This is a genomic window from Halomonas salinarum, assembly GCF_012062845.1.
Taxonomy (GTDB): Bacteria; Pseudomonadota; Gammaproteobacteria; order Pseudomonadales; family Halomonadaceae; genus Onishia; species Onishia salinarum.
Map to the genome: position 1 here is coordinate 108127 of NZ_WWNB01000005.1, position 17159 is coordinate 125285.

16 protein-coding genes are annotated in these 17159 nt (G+C 63.0%); 4 read left to right on the plus strand and 12 right to left on the minus strand.

All coding sequences use genetic code 11. From position 1 onward, the window contains the following. Positions 1–78: 78 nt before the first annotated feature. Positions 79–1431 (plus strand): histidine kinase, encoded by a 1353-nt coding sequence (locus HF027_RS05690; RefSeq protein WP_168013730.1) that lies wholly within the window; start codon positions 79–81, stop codon positions 1429–1431. After that, the gene (gene narL / locus HF027_RS05695) at positions 1418–2071 is read left to right on the plus strand and encodes a two-component system response regulator NarL (protein ID WP_168013732.1); all 654 of its coding nucleotides are present in this window, start codon (positions 1418–1420) and stop codon (positions 2069–2071) included. Before HF027_RS05690 ends, narL begins: the two co-directional genes overlap by 14 nt. A gap of 19 nt (positions 2072–2090) precedes the next feature. Here the strand turns inward: narL and HF027_RS05700 are convergent, their stop codons facing one another. The 3 genes from HF027_RS05700 to hmpA are packed head-to-tail and all read right to left on the minus strand — an operon-like array spanning position 2091 to position 4931. Continuing rightward, a complete protein-coding gene (locus HF027_RS05700; RefSeq protein ID WP_168013734.1) occupies positions 2091–2483 on the minus strand; it encodes a SirB2 family protein in 393 nt (130 codons plus the stop codon). 22 nt (positions 2484–2505) lie between these two features. Further along, complete coding sequence (locus HF027_RS05705; RefSeq protein WP_209316412.1) at positions 2506–3738, minus strand: NnrS family protein; 1233 nt, start codon at positions 3736–3738, stop codon at positions 2506–2508. An 11-nt stretch (positions 3739–3749) separates the two neighbouring features. Beyond that, positions 3750–4931 (minus strand): NO-inducible flavohemoprotein, encoded by a 1182-nt coding sequence (gene hmpA / locus HF027_RS05710; RefSeq protein ID WP_168013736.1) that lies wholly within the window; start codon positions 4929–4931, stop codon positions 3750–3752. Positions 4932–5221: 290 nt separating this feature from the next. Here hmpA and norR point away from each other — a divergent pair, with 290 nt between their 5' ends. Then, positions 5222–6790, plus strand: coding sequence for a nitric oxide reductase transcriptional regulator NorR (norR, locus tag HF027_RS05715; protein ID WP_168013738.1), 1569 nt, complete (start codon positions 5222–5224; stop codon positions 6788–6790). Between the two features lie 99 nt (positions 6791–6889). Here norR and cysN read toward each other — a convergent pair whose 3' ends face one another. The 7 genes from cysN to HF027_RS05750 all read right to left on the minus strand — a co-directional run bounded on the left by cysN (position 6890) and on the right by HF027_RS05750 (position 14441). After that, positions 6890–8317 carry a sulfate adenylyltransferase subunit CysN gene (cysN, locus tag HF027_RS05720; RefSeq protein WP_168013740.1) on the minus strand — a complete coding sequence of 476 codons (1428 nt, stop codon included), beginning with the start codon at positions 8315–8317 and terminating at the stop codon, positions 6890–6892. Positions 8318–8420: 103 nt separating this feature from the next. Next, positions 8421–9338 carry a sulfate adenylyltransferase subunit CysD gene (cysD, locus tag HF027_RS05725; protein ID WP_168013742.1) on the minus strand — a complete coding sequence of 306 codons (918 nt, stop codon included), beginning with the start codon at positions 9336–9338 and terminating at the stop codon, positions 8421–8423. A 288-nt stretch (positions 9339–9626) separates the two neighbouring features. Further along, a complete protein-coding gene (locus HF027_RS05730) occupies positions 9627–10361 on the minus strand; it encodes a metallophosphoesterase (protein WP_168013744.1) in 735 nt (244 codons plus the stop codon). Continuing rightward, positions 10361–10807: a DUF1249 domain-containing protein gene (locus HF027_RS05735; protein ID WP_168013746.1), complete on the minus strand. Its 447-nt coding sequence runs from the start codon at positions 10805–10807 to the stop codon at positions 10361–10363. Before HF027_RS05735 ends, HF027_RS05730 begins: the two co-directional genes overlap by 1 nt. 4 nt (positions 10808–10811) lie before the next feature. Then, positions 10812–11453, minus strand: a complete 642-nt coding sequence (locus tag HF027_RS05740; protein ID WP_168013748.1) for an NUDIX domain-containing protein — start codon at positions 11451–11453, stop codon at positions 10812–10814. Positions 11454–11539: 86 nt separating this feature from the next. Further along, positions 11540–13507: an alkaline phosphatase D family protein gene (locus HF027_RS05745; protein WP_425338668.1), complete on the minus strand. Its 1968-nt coding sequence runs from the start codon at positions 13505–13507 to the stop codon at positions 11540–11542. A 211-nt stretch (positions 13508–13718) separates the two neighbouring features. Further along, positions 13719–14441, minus strand: a complete 723-nt coding sequence (locus tag HF027_RS05750) for a hypothetical protein (protein WP_245184542.1) — start codon at positions 14439–14441, stop codon at positions 13719–13721. Positions 14442–14611: 170 nt separating this feature from the next. Here HF027_RS05750 and greB point away from each other — a divergent pair, with 170 nt between their 5' ends. Further along, the gene (gene greB, locus HF027_RS05755; RefSeq protein ID WP_168013750.1) at positions 14612–15154 is read left to right on the plus strand and encodes a transcription elongation factor GreB; all 543 of its coding nucleotides are present in this window, start codon (positions 14612–14614) and stop codon (positions 15152–15154) included. Between the two features lie 69 nt (positions 15155–15223). On the opposite strand, the gene HF027_RS05760 is transcribed toward greB, so the two are convergent. After that, a complete protein-coding gene (locus HF027_RS05760) occupies positions 15224–16252 on the minus strand; it encodes a methyltransferase (RefSeq protein ID WP_168013752.1) in 1029 nt (342 codons plus the stop codon). Positions 16253–16255: 3 nt separating this feature from the next. Then, a complete protein-coding gene (locus HF027_RS05765) occupies positions 16256–17107 on the minus strand; it encodes a methyltransferase domain-containing protein (RefSeq protein ID WP_168013754.1) in 852 nt (283 codons plus the stop codon). Between the last annotated feature and the right edge of the window lie 52 nt (positions 17108–17159).

Genomic DNA, 17159 nt, shown 5'->3' on the forward strand with positions numbered 1-17159 from the left:
ATAACGCATTGAATACAGAGCCTATAAAGAAGATGGCTATTACTTTATAGGTAGATAAAATCAACAAGGATTTCATTGGTGATAACCACGCAGCGACGCTGCTCGCTGACCCTGACGCTGAGCCTGGTTTTCGGCATTATCTCGCTGCTGGCGATCGCGAGCATGCTGTCGACGCTATACCTGGCCGATACCGCCCAGGGCGATGCCCGCGCCATCAACCTGGCCGGGTCGCTGCGCATGCAGGCCTGGCGGGCGCTGGCTACCGCCGACACGCCGACCTCCCGCGAGCGCTACCTGGCGGGCATCGAGGAGAGCCACGCCCGGCTGGGCGAGACACGCCTCGTTAACGACGGCGACGGGGACATCGCACGACGGCTGGCAACGATTCGCCGGCAATGGCATCAGGCACTGGCCCCACGCCTGACCGCTGGCGAGCGAGGAGAGCCGCTGACGACGCGACTCGATGCCCATGTCGAAGCCCTGGATGCCCTGGTCGGCCGCCTGGAAGCGGCCGCCGAGCAGCGTCTGCGCCGACTGAAATGGCTGCAGCTAACGCTATTGACGTTGACCCTGCCGCTACTGGCCTACGGTGGTTACCGCCTATTCCGCCACGTGCTGATGCCGTTGCGCGACCTGCTGGGTGTCATCGAACGCCTGCGTCAGGGCGACTTCGCGGCCCATAGCGGTTACCGTCGCCGGGACGAGATCGGCCTGCTGGCCACCACCGTGGACGACATGGCTGCCCACCTCGAGGCGGCCATCGCCGAGCGCGCCCGGCAGCGTCAGGCACGACGCATGGCGCTGATGGAGGAACGCGCGGTGATCGCGCGTGAGCTTCACGACTCCCTGGCCCAAGCGCTGAGCTATCAGAATATCCAGGCCCTGCGGCTGCAACGCCACCTGGCCGCCCGCGATGGCGACCCACAGAGTAGTGCCATCGTCGATGAGCTGCGTGGCGGCATCGCGCACGCCTACCGCCAACTGCGCGAACTGCTGACGACCTTTCGCACCCGGCTCACCGAACATGGCCTCAGGGCAGCAGTCGAGGATGCCGCCGCGACCTTCGCCCAACGCGGCAACATCGCGATTCACCGAGAGGTGACGCTTGACGACGACATCCTGGCTCCCGACGAGGAACTGCACCTCATACAGGTTCTGCGCGAGGCATTGGCCAACGTCGTGCAGCACGCACACGCTTCGCGGACGACCATTCACCTGACCGGGGACAGCGACGGCGTAACGCTGCGGGTGGACGATGACGGCCGCGGCCTGCCAGACGATCTCAGCCGCCCGGAGCACTACGGCATCATCATCATGAAGGAGCGCGCGCAGGGCCTGGGTGGCCAGCTGTACTTCGCCGCCAGCGATTGGGGAGGTGCACGCCTTGAGCTCCACTTCATACCAAACGGAGAACCGCATGACGTCACCTGATACTCGCCGCGGCGTGCTGATCGTCGACGACCATCCACTGTTCCGACGGGGGGTGCGTCAACTGATTGAAATGAGCGAGCGACTGACCTACCTCGGCGAGGCCGGTGACGGCCAGGCGGCCCTCGAAAAGGCTCGAGCGCTATCGCCGGATCTGATCTTGCTGGACCTGCAGATGCAGGCCATGGATGGCATCAACACCCTCAAGTCCTTGCGGGAAGCCGGCCTCGACGCACGAGTGGTATTCCTGAGCGTCTCCGATCATCAGGAGGACGTGATCGCCGCCATTCGCGCCGGCACCGATGGCTACCTGCTCAAGGACATGCCACCTGATCAGCTGCTTGAAGCTTTAGAAAAGCAGGGTGATGGCGAGATGGTCTTCGACCCCCGCCTTACCGCTCTGATGGCTGGCGCCATACGCCATAGGTCGGCGACCAGCACTCCGACCCTCGATCACCTCACCCGCCGGGAACGCGAGATCCTGCATCTACTCACGAAGAGCTACGCCAACAAGCAGATCGGCCAGCACTTGGCCATCTGCGAGGGCACCGTCAAGGTTCACGTCCGCCATCTGCTGAAGAAGCTCGAGATGCGCTCGCGCACCGAGGCCGCCGTCTGGGCCGCCCAGCAGGGGCTGGGGTAGGCCGAGAGAATCGCGAGGCTTAAAGGTAGGAGAGCCAGGAAAACGGGCTGTGGTGCAGAGCCGCACCAACGATATAGAGAAACACCGTCACCGCTGCAAGCGCCGCCAGGCCGCGACTGGCCGGCGTACGGCCGCGCTTGATGGCGATGCTACCCAACAGGATATAGACCAACAGGCCAAGCAGCTTGGCCGCCAGCCAGGGCTGTTGGTGCGGCCAGGCCTGCAGCATCAGCATCAGCGTGACTCCCAGCGTCAGCAGCGCGGTATCGACGATATGGGGAAGGATGCGCACCCAGCGTGCCTTCAGGCGAGGCGACGCGCACACCGACCACCAGGCCCGCAACACGAACAGCGCAAGACTCAATCCTGCGGCGCTCATATGCAGGTACTTGATCAGTAGATACGACGACATCCCCTATCCTCGAGAGCGCTCCTCACCCTTCTTTGCCATCGGGTCGCGCCGATAACAGCGGCCAGGCGTAATGCAGGACGAAGACCGTATAGGCGAGGCACCACAGCAGAATGCTCAGGCTCAGCGTCCAGTGGGTAATCTGGGGCCATAGTGTCGGCACCAGCGCCCGAAGCGCCGCCGCAAGCAACATCATGCCCAAGGCCACGCCGATCCCCGGTAGGGCCTTGATGGTGCGGCCGGTATGCCCAAGCGAGACCCGCGACAGCATCGACAGGATCATGGTAGCCATGCCACCCACGGTCAGGGCATGGATCGCCAAGGATAGCGACAGCACCTCGAGGGCCGACAAGCCAAACATGACAAGCCCCAGGCCAACGAAGGCATAGCTCGCATGAAGCCCCCACAGCAGCGGTTCATGACGCGTGCGCCAGCCCTCCCAGCGCGCCAGACGCACCAGGTTGGCGACGCCGGCCACGATGGCAAGCACCGCAGTCAGAATGGCCGGCGCCTCGATCCCCACCGCCCTCGAAAGCCCAATCAGCACCAGCGACGCGACGCCGCCGATGGCCAGCCACTCCAGCCTGGCACAGGGCTCGGCCTTGGGCCGATTCAGATGACGCGAGGTGAAGAAGGGAATCACCCGGCCACCGAGCACCACCATCAGCAGGGTGATTAGCAGTACCGCAAGATGCGCCCCCGTGCGCACCAGGGCGGCATCACCCTGAGCCAGGCCCCAGTGCATCAGGGCATTGGCCGTTACCAACAGCGCCAGCACCGGCACGAAGATCAGGTTACGCCACTGTTTCACCCTGATGACCCGACGCGCCATCGCCCCCGCCACCAGCGGCAGGAAGGCCAGGTCAACCAGCGCAACCGGGAGCCCGCTCGGCCCACCGAACGGGCTCATCAGGCCGGGGAAGGCGATCACGAGGCGTCCGGCCAACCACACCAGCACGACGGCGAGCAACGACCAGCCATGCAGGCTGCGCTGGCCTGTCCAGTTCTGGACGGCGGTCAGCAGGAAGCCCGCCACGATCGCCGCGACGAAGCCGAACAGCATTTCATGCTGGTGCCACCAGACCATGCCGCCCTGAGGCGCAAGCAGTAGGCTACCGTGCCAGAAGGCGCCCCAGACCCCCATCGCCAGCAGGCTGAACAGCGCCCCAAGCAGGAAGAAGGGGCGAAAGGCCAGCCGCCACAACGGCATGACCCGGCTCAGAGCAGATAATCGCGGCTGACTGACCTCTCCGGCCATGATGTTCCTCCTCAGGCGGCATGAAGCGAGCGCGAGGGCCCGAAATGCTCGAAGTGGCGATGGTCTTCGGCAACACCCAGGGATGCCAGGGCACTATCAACCGCGGCCATGAAGCCCTGAGGGCCGACGAAGTAGCAATGCGGCTCGCCCGCCGGTAGATAACGTGCGATCAGCTCACGGTCAAGACGGCCCACATGATCGACGGACGTCTCATCCGCTGCGTTCTCATAAAGCGTCACGGTCTCCAGCTGCTGTGGATAGGCCGACACCAGCGCCGCGAGCTCCTCGGCGAAGGCATGGTGCTCACGATCCAGTGCCGCATGGAGATAAACGACGTGGCGACCCTGCTCCAGCGCTTGCGTTGCCAGCGGCAACATTGGCGTCTGACCCACACCGCCGCTGGCGAGCATCAGTGGCTCATCGCCCTCGGCAAGCGTCAGATCCCCGGCTGGCGGTAGCAGCGACAGCGTGTCGCCAACGCCCAGTACATCATGGAAATGCCGGCTGACCCGTCCCTCGGCCTCGCGCTTGATCGACAGCCGATAGCTACGCCCGTTGGGTGAGGCCGAGAGGCTGTAATGACGATATACCGGCTCACCATCAATCGTGAGCCGCACCCCGATGTATTGGCCCGGCGAGAAGTCGGCCACTGGCCCGCCATCTTCAGGGACCAGTACGAAAGAGCGGATGACCGAGCTCTCCTGTTCGGTTGCGGCGATGCGGAAGGTCCGCATGCTGCGCCAACCGCCCTCACGCTGAGCAAATTCGTGGTAGCGATGCGCTTCAAGCTCAATCAGCAGCCCGGCCAGTTCGTCGTAGAGCGCGCTCCAGGCATCGGCAATCTCGGGTGTCACGGCATCACCCAACACCTCGCCGATCGCCGCCATCAAACACTCACCGACGATCGGGTATTGTTCGGGGCGGATGTCCAGCGACACATGCTTGCTGACCACCGTGGCCAGCACCCGGCGCGCCTCGGCGGGATCACGGCGCAACTGCACATACGCAAGCACCGCCCCTGCGAGAGCCTTGGGCTGAGCCCCATCGACCTGGTGGGCCTGATTAAACAGTGGCGCGACGTCAGGATAACGTTCGAACATCAGCGGGTAGAAGCGCTGAGTAATGGCGTCAAGGTGCTCGGCCACCACAGGGGCAGTCGCATCAATCAGGCGTTCCTGTTCATTGGTCAACATGCAAGTTCTCACTCTGGGTAAAGTCGCTTGGTGCAACAGCCTTTGTTGCAACGCTATACGGGAGTAGAGACATCGCGTCCCATGCCCGTTTTCACAGCAACTAGAGCAACTGCCATGCCAATAACGCCCATTCCACCAAAACATTATCGAAAGTCCCGGGCCATGGGGCGTGTGCCGATACTCCACCCGACTCACCGGTGGCTCGATGAATGGATCTCAGCGGTAACAATTGACAATATGACAGCCAAACTGGTGTCATAAAGACAAACCATTGTCATTATGACATCTATATGACTTCTTTTCTGGATGCCCTGCGCGACCTGCTCGCTCGCCTTTCCAAGGGCGACACCGAAGACACCCTTCACGGTGACTGGACTCGGCTGCTGCATACGCTGGTCGGCGAGACCCGCGCCGACGCCAGCACCCTGATGGTGATGGATCAGGATGTCCTGCGGCCTGTAGCAGTTCTGGGACTACCCGACGATGTGCGGGGCCGCCCTTTCCGACTACAGGAACACCCGCGCCTGGCCGCCATTGCCGCGCATCCCAGCATTTGCCGCTTTCCCCCCGACAGCGACCTGCCCGACCCCTTCGATGGCCTGCTCGACGAGGACTTGAGCCAAGTGCATGACTGCCTGGGCGTCGCCCTCAGAGACGGTGATCGGCTGCTTGGCCTGCTGACGCTCGATGCCCTGACCGTCCAGGGGCTGTCCAGTCTGGATGAAGATCAGCTACTGGCTGCCGCGCGCCTGCTCGGTACCTGTCTGCGCGTAGCGGAGCAACTCAGCACCACGCGCCGCCAGCTCAGCGAGGCGCTGGAAGACGAACAGGGCAAGGCCCCCCTGCAACACTGGCACAGCCCGCCCATGAGCCGCCTGATGAATGCCCTGTCGTTGGTGGCGCCCACCGACATGAGCGTGCTGCTGCATGGCGAGACCGGGGTCGGCAAGGAAGCGGTGGCGCGTGCCCTGCATGCCCGCTCCCACCGCCACGGCGGCCCGCTTGTTCAGGTCAACTGCGCCGCCCTGCCCGAGCACCTGATCGAGAGCGAGCTGTTCGGCCACCGCCGCGGTGCATTCTCTGGGGCCATGTCGGAGCGGCGTGGCCACTTCGCCATGGCCGATGGCGGTACCCTGATGCTCGATGAGGTTGGCGAGCTACCGCTTGCCCTGCAGCCCAAGCTGTTGCGGGTCCTGCAGGAAGGCGAGATTCAGCCACTGGGCAGCGAGCGTGCGATACGCGTTGATGTGCGCATCATCGCCGTCACCAATCGTGATCTGGCAAGCGAGGTCGAGGCCGGCCGTTTCCGCGAGGATCTTTACCACCGCCTGAATGCTTTCCCGCTCGCTGTTCCGCCACTTCGCGAACGGCCTGAGGATATTTCTCTGCTGGCTGGCCATTTCCTCGAGGACAACCGGATACGCCTCGGCGTCGCCAACCTGCGCCTAGACGCCCACGCCATGGCCGCCCTGACCGCCTGGCAGTGGCCGGGCAACGTGCGCGAGCTTGAACACACCCTGGCTCGGGCGGCGCTGAGGGCTCTCGGTGAGCAGCGAGCTATCCATTCCGCAGCGCGACACCAGACGATCCTCCGCCTGTCGCCACACCATCTGGCGTTGCCCAATCAGCCAACCGAGGCGATGCCGGTCTCCGGCGAAACCGCCAGCGCACCGTCAGAAGCTATGACCAGCGATGCGCTCAACCTGCCTCTGCGCGAAGCGACCGACAACTTCCAGCGACGCCTGATTCAGGCCCATTTAGCAGCAAACGCCGACAACTGGGCCGCTACCGCCAGGGAGTTGGGCATTGATGCCGGTAACCTGCACCGCGTGGCCAGGCGCCTGGGTCTGAAGGACTAGCCCAAGACACGGCTCTCATGACTCGCCTCATGAGCATGAAAAAGCCCCGCCACCCAAGGGTGACGGGGTCTTGCGAGCGGCGCTCGGCTCGGCGTCGCCTCAGCGCCCTAGCAGCTGGCTCACATCCTTGGCTTCCCAATGCGGGAAGTACTTGCGCACCAGGGCGTTGAGCTCGACCTCGAAGGCTTGCCAGTCGACCTCACCCTTGACCTGGCCACTGCCCTTGGACGTACCACGGATCATGCCGGCGCCGACGGTGACGTTGGTCAGGCGGTCGACGACGATGAAGCTGCCGGTCCCCGGGCTACGGCGGTAGTCATCCACCGGCACCTCGGTGGTCAGCTCCACCTGACAGCGACCGATGGCGTTGAGCTCGAGCCGCTCGGCCGGCTTGTGCTCGAGACTGTTGACGTCGACCTGATAGTCGATCTGGCTCACCTGGCCGGTCAGGTCGCGGGTGGCGAGCTTGAGATCATACGGCCGCCCAGGCTCTAGCGCGGTTTCATGCATCCAGACGATATCGGCCTCGAAGGCGTTGGACATCGGTACCTCGTCATCCACGCCAACCAGCCAGTCCCCGCGCGAGATATCGATCTCGTCCTCAAGCGTCACCGTGATTGCCTGACCGGGGTAGGCCGCATCCAGGTCGCCATCGAAGGTGACAATGCGCTCGACCTTGCTCGTCTTGTTGGACGGCAGCGCCTTGACGGGATGACCGGGACGCAAGACGCCAGCGGCCAGGGTGCCGCAGTAGCCACGGAAGTCGAGATTCGGACGGTTGACGTACTGCACCGGCAGGCGCAGGTCGGTGAGATTGCTGTCGTGGGCGACCTCGACGGTCTCCAGCAGCGAGAGCAGCGGCTCGCCATCGAACCAGTCCATCTGCTCACTGGCGTTGACCACGTTGTCGCCGGTCAGCGCGGACAGCGGCACGAAGCGGATGTCCGGGGCGTTGAGGTTTCCGGCGAAGGCCTGATATTCGGCGACGATCTCGTTGAAGCGCGCTTCACTGAAGTCGACCAGATCCATCTTGTTGACCGCGATCACCAGATGCTGGATGCCCAGCAAGTCGGCGATATAGCTGTGGCGCCGCGTCTGCGTCTGCACGCCATAGCGCGCATCGATCAGAATCACCGCCAGACTCGCGGTAGAGGCCCCGGTGGCCATGTTGCGGGTGTACTGCTCGTGCCCCGGGGTGTCGGCGATGATGAACTTGCGCTTGTCGGTGGAGAAGAAGCGATAGGCGACATCGATGGTGATGCCCTGCTCCCGCTCGGACTGCAGGCCGTCGACCAGCAGGGCCAGGTCGACCTGGTCACCGGTGGTGCCGCTGGTCTTGGAGGCCTGGGTAATGGCGGCGAGCTGATCTTCGTAGATCATCTTGGAGTCATGCAGCAGTCGCCCGATCAGGGTCGACTTGCCGTCATCGACGCTGCCGCAGGTAATGAAGCGCAGCAGGTCCTTGTTCTCGTGCTCGAGCAGGTACTGCTCGATGTTGTCGGCGATCAGATTTGATTGATGAGCCATGACATATCCCGGAAGAGTCTGGCCGACGGGCGAGACGCGCAGTGATCAAGCGCGGCGCGCCGGTCGGCGGAAAAAGGCGAACGAAAAAGGCGGTGGCGCGAGCCTAGAAGTAGCCCTCGCGCTTCTTCCTCTCCATTGAACCGGCCTGGTCGTGGTCGATGGCACGACCGCTGCGCTCGGAGGTGCGGGTCAAGAGCATCTCCTGAATGATCTCGGGCAGCGTGGTGGCCGTGGATTCAACGGCCCCGGTCAGCGGATAGCACCCCAGGGTACGGAAGCGCACCCACTTCTCTTCGGGGACCTCGCCTTCGGCAAGCGGCATCCGCTCATCGTCGACCATGATGTCCATGCCATCGCGATTCACCACCGGGCGCGGCGCGGAGAAGTACAGCGGCACGATGGGGATCGATTCGAGGTAGATGTACTGCCAGATATCGAGCTCGGTCCAGTTGGAAAGCGGGAAGACGCGGATCGACTCGCCCTTGTCGACCTTGGCGTTGTAGATGCTCCACAGCTCCGGGCGCTGCTTCTTAGGATCCCAACGGTGGAACTTGTCACGGAAGGAGTAGACACGCTCCTTGGCGCGACTGGCTTCCTCGTCACGACGTGCGCCACCAAAGGCCGCATCGAAACCATGCTTGTCGAGCGCCTGCTTGAGCGAGGCGGTCTTCATGATGTCGGTGTACTTGGAGCTGCCGTGGTCGAACGGGTTGATGCCCGCCTCGACACCTTCCTGGTTGATGTGCTCGATCAGCTCCATGCCGGCCTCTTTGGCCATGCGGTCACGGAACTCGATCATCTCGCGGAACTTCCAGGTGGTGTTGACGTGCATCAGCGGGAACGGCGGCGTGCCCGGATAGAAGGCCTTGCGCGCCAGATGCAGCATCACCGAGGAGTCCTTGCCGATCGAGTAGAGCATCACCGGATTGGCGAACTCGGCGGCCACCTCACGAATGATATGAATGGACTCGGCTTCGAGTTGCTTCAGATGGGTCAGGCGTTCTGGGGTTAACTCGGTCATCGGCGTTTCGGGCTCTATTGATGGGACACGACCAGCCGAGAATCCCTGCTGGTGCGGACTCGCGGCAGTGTAATGAGCCTAGGGTAACGAGGAGGCGCTGATAACGTCAAAGAATGAAGAACTATCTTTTAAGCTTCAAAAGCTATAAAGATGCCGAATCAGCCTTCCGGCCATGTCCAATGCTGTCACACGCCATGTGAAAGGACTGACATGTGAGAGGACTGAAAACAAGGCGCCCAGCAACGGCGCTAATGGAGGCGCTTGCTTCAGGCGGTGATACAGCGGCCGTCATAGATCGACACGTTCTATCCAGGTGGTCAGTTCATCCTCGTTGAAATCGACCACACGGTAACCGGGCCGCGAGGCCTCATCGACGGCGAAATCCGCCGAGCCACTCAGGAACTGATCCGTGGTGGCCGGGCAGCCAAAGACAGCCACTTCACCCTCGGCAAGCGACTCACGACTGGCGAAGGCCTGGTGGATATGGCCACAGAGGATTGCCCGCACCTGGCCATAGGCAGCGAGTGTCTGCCATAACGCTTCGCGATCAAGAAGGCCGATCTCGTCCATCCACTGCGAGCCGATGAGCACCGGCGGATGGTGCATCACCAGCATGGTCGGGCGATCATCGCCCTCGAGCTGATCGGCCAACGCCTGCAGCTTGGCCTGACCCAGCTCACCATGAGGCTGGCCATGGACACGGGTATCGAGCAGCAGCAGCCGCCAGTGGCCCAGATCGACCTCACTATTGAGCTGGCGATATTCTGCCATCAGTTCCGGCTGGTCATGGTTGCCGGGCAACCAGAACCAGGGGCAGCCAACCGAAGTAAAGGCCGCCTGAGCGTGATCATAAGAGGCCAGGGTCTCGTCCTGGCTGACATCACCGGTCACCATCAGTATGTCTGGCCGCTGTCGCTTCGCATGCTCGAGAACGGCATGGAGTTGGCGCAGCGGAAAGCCGTTACGCGAACGTGCCTTGGGGTCGGCATGCAGGTGTGTATCCGTGACTTGAATCAGACGCATCAGCGCAGCACCGGGACATCAAAGGAGTGACCGTGCGCCATGCCGTGCTCGAGCCATTCGCCCAGGAAGCGATTGAGCTGAAGCTTCTCGTCGGGCTGGTGCATGCGCGCATTGGGATAGCGGTAGCGGCCGTGAAAATGACGCTGACGCTGGAAATCGGTGACCTCGGCCATGCGCACATCATGGTAGAGGTGCACCCGCATGCAGGGCGGGTCGATGACCGCATCGAGCACACCGGACTGGCTGACACGCACGATGGTCGTGTAAGGGGCATGCTCGAGCACCTCGAGGTGTAGCGTGCCGAAGCGCTGATCGCGTCCGGACAGGGCGACATCGCGCTGTTCGCCAGCCCCAAGCTCGCCCAGCAAACGGCTGAGCCGCAGGTAGTTGGCGCTGCATTCGCCCTGCAAGGTCTTCAAATCGGTGACGTAGGCGGTTCTGGCCACAGGGTTACCTCCGTGCGCGCAGTGAGGCCCGCTCGCGCGCCAACCAGTGGAAGGCGATCAGGCACATGGCATTGTCGAGTCGACCAGCGTCGAGCAACTCCCAAGCCTTCAGATACGGTAGCACATGAACCTGAATGTCTTCGTGCTCCTCATCGAGCCCATGCACGCCCCCGAGCGAAGAACTGTCGACCAGGCCACAGAACAGGGTGACCTGCTCATTGCAGGCGCCAGGGCTCGGGTAATAGCGGTGCAGCTCGATCAGCTCATCAATTGGACAGTTGGCCTCTTCGATGGCTTCACGCCTGGCCACCTCGGCTGGCGACTCTCCCGGCTTGACCAGCCCGGCCACTGGCTCCAGCTTCCAGGGGCTGACGGCATCATCCAGGGCACCGGCGCGGATCTGTTCGACGAGCACCACGGCGTCGCGCTCGACGTCATAGAGCAACACGCCCACGGCATCGAAGCGAACATGCACTTCTCGCGCGATCTCGGGGCTCCATCCTCCCTCGAAGCGACGGTGGCGCAGACGCCGACGCTCGAGACGAAAGAAGCCCTGCTGCAGACACTCGTCTTCCAGGCGCTCGACATCAGCCTGACCGAAGCGCGGCTTAGCAAGATCGGGTGTCGGGTCGTGATGCTCGCCCATCGGGCCTCCGGGTCACAATCAAAAAGAGACATTATCCCGACCCGACCGCCCCCTGCCAACCTTGGACATGAGGTCCCTACCATGCGTCAGCGCTCGGCGCGGGGCGGGAAACGCACGTCAAAGCCGCGAGCGTCGAGTTGGCGCACCTCTTGGGGACGCCCCTGATCATCCAGGCGCACCAGGCCGATACCGGCGCCGTTCCACAGTCGCTCGCCGGCCTTGGCCCGGTCAGGGTCGCGTGGGCGAATCCGCAAATCCCGGCGCTTGGTGAGCCGATTGAGCGGCGAGCGCGGCGCATAAAGCCAGCGATTCAGCCGGTCGAACCAGTCGAGCAAAGTATCGGGGAAGGTGTTTTTCAAGCCGCTCGAGGTGATCTGCCAAAGTGTTGGCCCCTGCTCGCGGTGACGTACCTTGATGTCGTAGACAAAAGAGTAATGCACGTCGCCGGAGAGGATCACGTAGTTACCCGGCGTGCGTGAATGGCGGAAGATATTGAGCATCACACTGGCCGCCCCGCGATGGGCCATCCAGTTCTCGGCATCGACCAGCAACGGCTTGCCGGCCAGAGCGAAAAGCTTCTGCACGGTTTCGATCAGCTTGACGCCGAACATCGGGGCCGGCGACACGATCAACACCGAGGGCTCGCCGAGTAGCTCCTGCTGCAGATCGCACAGGGCCTCCCAGTCCATCAGCCCGGAAGGACGATGACGGCGTACTTCGCTGCGCCAGCGCCGGGTGCGGGTATCGAGCATCACAAGCTTGGGCGTGCCAGGTACGACAACCTCCCAGCCCTCGAAGCGCATCAGGTCGGCGATCACCCCATCTTGAGCCTCGGCGTCAAGCCATCCGCCGCTCGCGCTCGCGTAAGGCTGCCCGTCTTCGCGCAGCGTCGCCGCATCGTCTAGCAGGCCGGCCAGCGCCTCGACAGGCTCGGCGAGGCGGTCAGGGTCGTTGCCAACCCCCTGACAGAGCAGATACGCCAGCAGCGCGTTGCCGATGATTCGCCGCGAGAAGGGATGACCGTAGGCGGTTTCCTCCCAGGCAGCGGTGAGGTTCCAGTCATCGGTCACGTCATGATCATCGAAAATCATCAGGGTTGGCACATTGGCCATCACCCGTGCCGCGGCCGGCAAGCCGGCCACAAACTCCTCGATCACCACGGCCTCATCCTCGTACTGCTTGCGGTAGTTGGCATCGAGGGATGGCATCGCCGGTGTGATCAGCCGCCAGGGCACCGGTGACCAGACCAGAAGATACATCGCCAGCATTTCGGCAAAGGTAATCAGATGATTGTGTGCATGGGCGGTCGTGAAGACCGGCTTGCGTACCCCGCCGAAGAAGCGCTCACGTAGCGCCTCGGAGCTGTAAACATCGGGCAACAGCGTTTCACGGGCGTAGAAGCCCTTCGCCGAGGCATAAAGCTCAGGGCTATCTTTCACTTCGCCGCCTTCGAGCGCCTCATCATAAAGCCCAAGGCGTGCGATCAGTGCATGAATGGCGGCAAGCATCGGCCCGGCGACATCGTCGGCATAGATCTGATCACCGGTCATCAACAGCCAGGCCGGCCGCTCACCGGCCTCTGTAACGCGCTCGCCGAGCCATTCATCGGCACGCACCAGGCCATCGCCACCGGGATGATGAGGCTTACGACAGGAGCCGTGCAGCAACTGACCGATACGCGAGGCGATCACAAACCCCGGCAGTGCGGCATCCTCATAACACAGATGGGGCGCCCAGTCGGCAATGCTGCGCTCGCCGTCAGGCGCATCGCGGATCACCAGGTCATAATCGATGCGCACGTCTTCGGGGAGCGGTGTCGCAAGCGTGACGTCGAGCAGGTGAACGACCGCATGGCGCCCAACCGGCAGGCAGCGACACTGCGATTCATCCAGCACGTAGCGCCGGCGTTCGCCGCCATCCGCGGGCATCAGCACAAGCTCGAGGGGCAAGGCGCGCGTGCCTACCAGCCACAGCACCAGCCGCTCGGTACCTGAGCGGCGCAACAGCGGGCCAGCGAGCACATCGGGCAGAGAGGTAGGGTCATCAGTCGGCATCATGGGCACCAAGCGTATCGCAGCCACTGGCAGCGCGTCTTGCATGCGATGGCGACTGCACCTTCTTGCCTACTTTCTTGCCTACTTTCTTGCCTAGCTTCTTGCCTAGTTCTGCCCCGTTCAATAGCGCCCTGCCGGCAGGTTTTTGCAGGGCTTTGTCCACACTATCGGCATAATTGCGATCATCGGCGTTTGAGCGCTTCCGCGTTCATTATCCACGCTTGGCGAGCCGGCGAATGGCCAGCTCGCGCAAGGCCTCGTCGGTCGCCACGCGAGCTTTCCGAGACTGGCCGACGATGGCGCGTTTAAGATGCGCCCAAGCTTCATCCAGCCGCCCTTCTTCCTCAAGGAAGGTGGCAAAATAGAAATGCACGTCGATACCCGTGGGGCGAATTGCCAGCGCCCGCTCGAACATGCGCTCGGCCGTCGCCTCATCGCCAAAGGCCAGCGGCCAGCCCGGTGCCCGGTCGTATAGCGCTCCCAGGGTCACATAGGCCGAGCCCTGGACTCCTTCGGAGTCGAGTTTAACGGCGCGCTCCAGCACCTCTCTGGCTTCCTTGGCGAGCCCCAGCGCGCTGACACCCCCTCTGGCACGTGCTTCGGAGGCGAAGATGATGCCCTGCCACACCAGAACGTCCGCCCGGCTGGGGTAGCGCTCCCCGAGGCCACGCGCCTCGTCGGCCAGCACCTCGAGGGCTTCTGCCTGCTCATCCCCTGAGAGAGTGGTGCTGATACGCTCAAACCGCGCCCGTAGTGCATTCACCTGGCCCCGCCAGGGAGTGGTGGACGTCTGCGACTCGCCCTGAACACTCGTGTTTGACGCCTTGAGAGACGCCGACTGATCCTGGACTGCGTCATCGGCCTGAACGAGTCCCGACATCGACAGGCAGCCCCCGAGGGCCAAGGCAGCAAGTAGCGCGATAGGTGATGACATGGCGAGCGTCCTCTATGACAGGATGGGTGTGATGATCATCACAATCTAACGAACGTTTGATTGCCTCCCTGCGCGACTTGTGTCGTAGGCCTTGCCAAGCACAGCCAGGGCTTGGTGCACCGACACGGCTTGCGTAAGGTACCCAACAATACTGCCAAGAGGGCCATGCCATGAAAGGTCGCAACATGACACGCTGGCGAGATCCCGCCAAGGATCCGCGTCAGGAGCCCAAGAGCCGCCTGATCACCGCCGAGGGCCATGCCCGCCTCAAGGGGATACTCGATCACCTGTCACGGGTAAAGCGCCCTGCCCTTTCAACCAAGGTTGGCGAGGCAGCGGCGCTCGGCGATCGCAGCGAGAACGCCGACTATACCTACAACAAGAAAGAGCTGAACCGTGTCATCGCGCGCATTCGCTACCTGACCAAGCGGCTGGACGAATTGCAGGTGGTGGATCGCTTGCCGGCAGACACCAGCAAGGTCTATTTCGGGGCCTTCGTCACCCTTGAGGATGAGAACGGTGATGAACTCGAGATCCGCATCGTCGGCCACGACGAAACCCGCAGCGACCAGCATTGGATCAGCGTCGATGCCCCCCTGGCCAAGGCCCTGCTAGGCAAGGCACTGGACGAAGAAGCGACGGTCGCGGCCCCTGCCGGAGAAACCACCTACGTGATCACCGACATCCAGTACCGCGACCCGCAGGGCAACTGACCCGCCCTCCGACCGCCCTACTGAACAGGAATGCCTGGAGACGCGGCATCCGCGCCTGCGCGCCGCGCGTTACCCGCGGCGCTTTTTCGCCCGATATACCCGAAAGCGTCGATCATCGGCGAGGATCTCGAAGCCACCGAAGGCCGCCTCGAGCAGGTCGGGATAAGGCAGGAAGGCATTGGCCACCATCACCAGCTGACCGCCGGGAGCCAGATGCGCGGGTGCCTCACGGATCAAGCGTGCGGCCGGGCCATAATCGATCGCTCGCTCCTGATGGAACGGCGGATTGCTGACGATGGTGTCGAAGCGGCGCCCTTCGAGCCGAGAATAGACATCGCTTTCCAGGGCCTCACCTGGCAAGTGATTGGCAGCAAGGGTGCGGCGTGTCGCTTCTACCGCGAAGGCATTGACATCTACTGCCGTCACCGAGGCACCGCGGCGCGCCAGCCAGGCTGAGAGAATGCCGTCGCCGCAGCCCACATCGAGTACGCAAGCGCCAGTCTGGCCCTCACTCTGGGCGCCGGCATCAAGATCAGGCAATGCCTGCGGCAGCGTCTCGAGCAGCAGCCGAGTCCCATCATCAAGCTTGCCGTGACCAAATACGCCGGGGTGGCTCTTGAGCGTCAAGCCTTCTGCGTCGAACTGCGTCCAGGCCAGGTCGGGATCAAGATTCACGGGCTCGAGGCAGGTCTCGAACAGCGTGCAACGACGGGCACTGTCTCGCTGGCGACAGCCAAGTCCCAGCGCCGCCAACACCTTGAGGACACGCTTGATACCGCCCTTGTTTTCACCCACTACCTGTAAGGGGGTGCCGGCAGGAAGCGCCTGGCAGAGTCTGAGCAACCACCACTCCCCCAGGGCATGGGCTTTAGGCCAGAACAAGACCGCACCCGCCGGTGCTGGCAGCGTGGTTTCCAGGGCCGAGAAAGCCACCTTGCCCTGCATCTTCCAACTTTCCACGACGCTGTGATCGGCAGACAGCAATTGCCCGTCGCCATCCTTAAGCCACGTATCCTCGGGTGGTGCCACCCACAGCCAGTCACGGTAATCCATGGATTGGCGTTCCAACAGCTGGCACGTGGGCGTCTCGGCAGACATCAGTCAGGCTCCGGTGGGCGATGAAGAAAAGGATGAAGACACCTCGGCGGTATCGACCGGCCGGGTCAGGGTGTAAAGCAGGTAGCGGCCAAGGCGCCAATGAGGTTCGACATCGCAGTAGCGTCGCTCAAGCTCCACCAGCTTGTCGAGCGCCTCAGGCTCGAGCTCGCGCGCCTTGAGATAATCATGGAAGACACGTACGCCAGCGCAGGCCGTGAGAGTCAGCCCTGCTTCGCTGGCCCAGGTCTCGATCTGGCCATGCGTCAGCGGCGAGATCGGCGTCAGGCGCTGACGCTGGCCGGTGCCCGCGAGTCGGTCATCAAGCACCTTGTCGAAATTGCCTTTGACCACATTAGACAGACGCAGGGCATCACGATTGAAGACCATCAGCGACAGTTGGCCACCGGGCGCCAACGCATCCGCCAGCCGCATCAGCGCACCTCGCGGATCGGACAGCCACTCCAGCACCGCATGGCAGACAATCAGCGGCCAGGGGCCCGGCGCCTGATCCGCCAGATCCTGCAACGGAGCCTGAATCACCCCCACATCATGGGCAGCCAGCATCTCTCGTCCCCGAGCCAGCATCTCGCCCGAGGGCTCGAGCAGCGTCACCGGATGCCCCCGTTCAGCGAACCAGCGCGCCATCTGGCCGAGTCCTCCGCCCACATCCAGCGCGGGTTGGCCAGACAGTGCAAGAAACCTCGGCAACAGATGATCCAGTACGGCTAGGCGAATATCGCCTCGCACACTGCCATAGAGCCCCGTCGCAAACTTGTCGGCCAAGCCATCAAAATGGCGATCGCCATGCCCGGACAGATACGTCGTCGGCGAGTGGGAGGGGGAGCTTGCAGCCATATGGATTCCTGGCAGAGGAAAAGGCGCATATTCTAGACGAAAACGACAATCA

Coding starts and splice junctions, on each gene's coding strand:
- narL (WP_168013732.1), top strand. CDS start 1,418: ATGACGTCACCTGATACTCGCCGCGGCGTGCTGATCGTCGACGACCAT.
- HF027_RS05700 (WP_168013734.1), bottom strand. CDS start 2,483: ATGTCGTCGTATCTACTGATCAAGTACCTGCATATGAGCGCCGCAGGA.
- HF027_RS05705 (WP_209316412.1), bottom strand. CDS start 3,738: ATGGCCGGAGAGGTCAGTCAGCCGCGATTATCTGCTCTGAGCCGGGTC.
- hmpA (WP_168013736.1), bottom strand. CDS start 4,931: ATGTTGACCAATGAACAGGAACGCCTGATTGATGCGACTGCCCCTGTG.
- norR (WP_168013738.1), top strand. CDS start 5,222: ATGACTTCTTTTCTGGATGCCCTGCGCGACCTGCTCGCTCGCCTTTCC.
- cysN (WP_168013740.1), bottom strand. CDS start 8,317: ATGGCTCATCAATCAAATCTGATCGCCGACAACATCGAGCAGTACCTG.
- cysD (WP_168013742.1), bottom strand. CDS start 9,338: ATGACCGAGTTAACCCCAGAACGCCTGACCCATCTGAAGCAACTCGAA.
- HF027_RS05730 (WP_168013744.1), bottom strand. CDS start 10,361: ATGCGTCTGATTCAAGTCACGGATACACACCTGCATGCCGACCCCAAG.
- HF027_RS05740 (WP_168013748.1), bottom strand. CDS start 11,453: ATGGGCGAGCATCACGACCCGACACCCGATCTTGCTAAGCCGCGCTTC.
- HF027_RS05745 (WP_425338668.1), bottom strand. CDS start 13,507: ATGCCGACTGATGACCCTACCTCTCTGCCCGATGTGCTCGCTGGCCCG.
- HF027_RS05750 (WP_245184542.1), bottom strand. CDS start 14,441: ATGTCATCACCTATCGCGCTACTTGCTGCCTTGGCCCTCGGGGGCTGC.
- greB (WP_168013750.1), top strand. CDS start 14,612: ATGAAAGGTCGCAACATGACACGCTGGCGAGATCCCGCCAAGGATCCG.
- HF027_RS05760 (WP_168013752.1), bottom strand. CDS start 16,252: ATGTCTGCCGAGACGCCCACGTGCCAGCTGTTGGAACGCCAATCCATG.
- HF027_RS05765 (WP_168013754.1), bottom strand. CDS start 17,107: ATGGCTGCAAGCTCCCCCTCCCACTCGCCGACGACGTATCTGTCCGGG.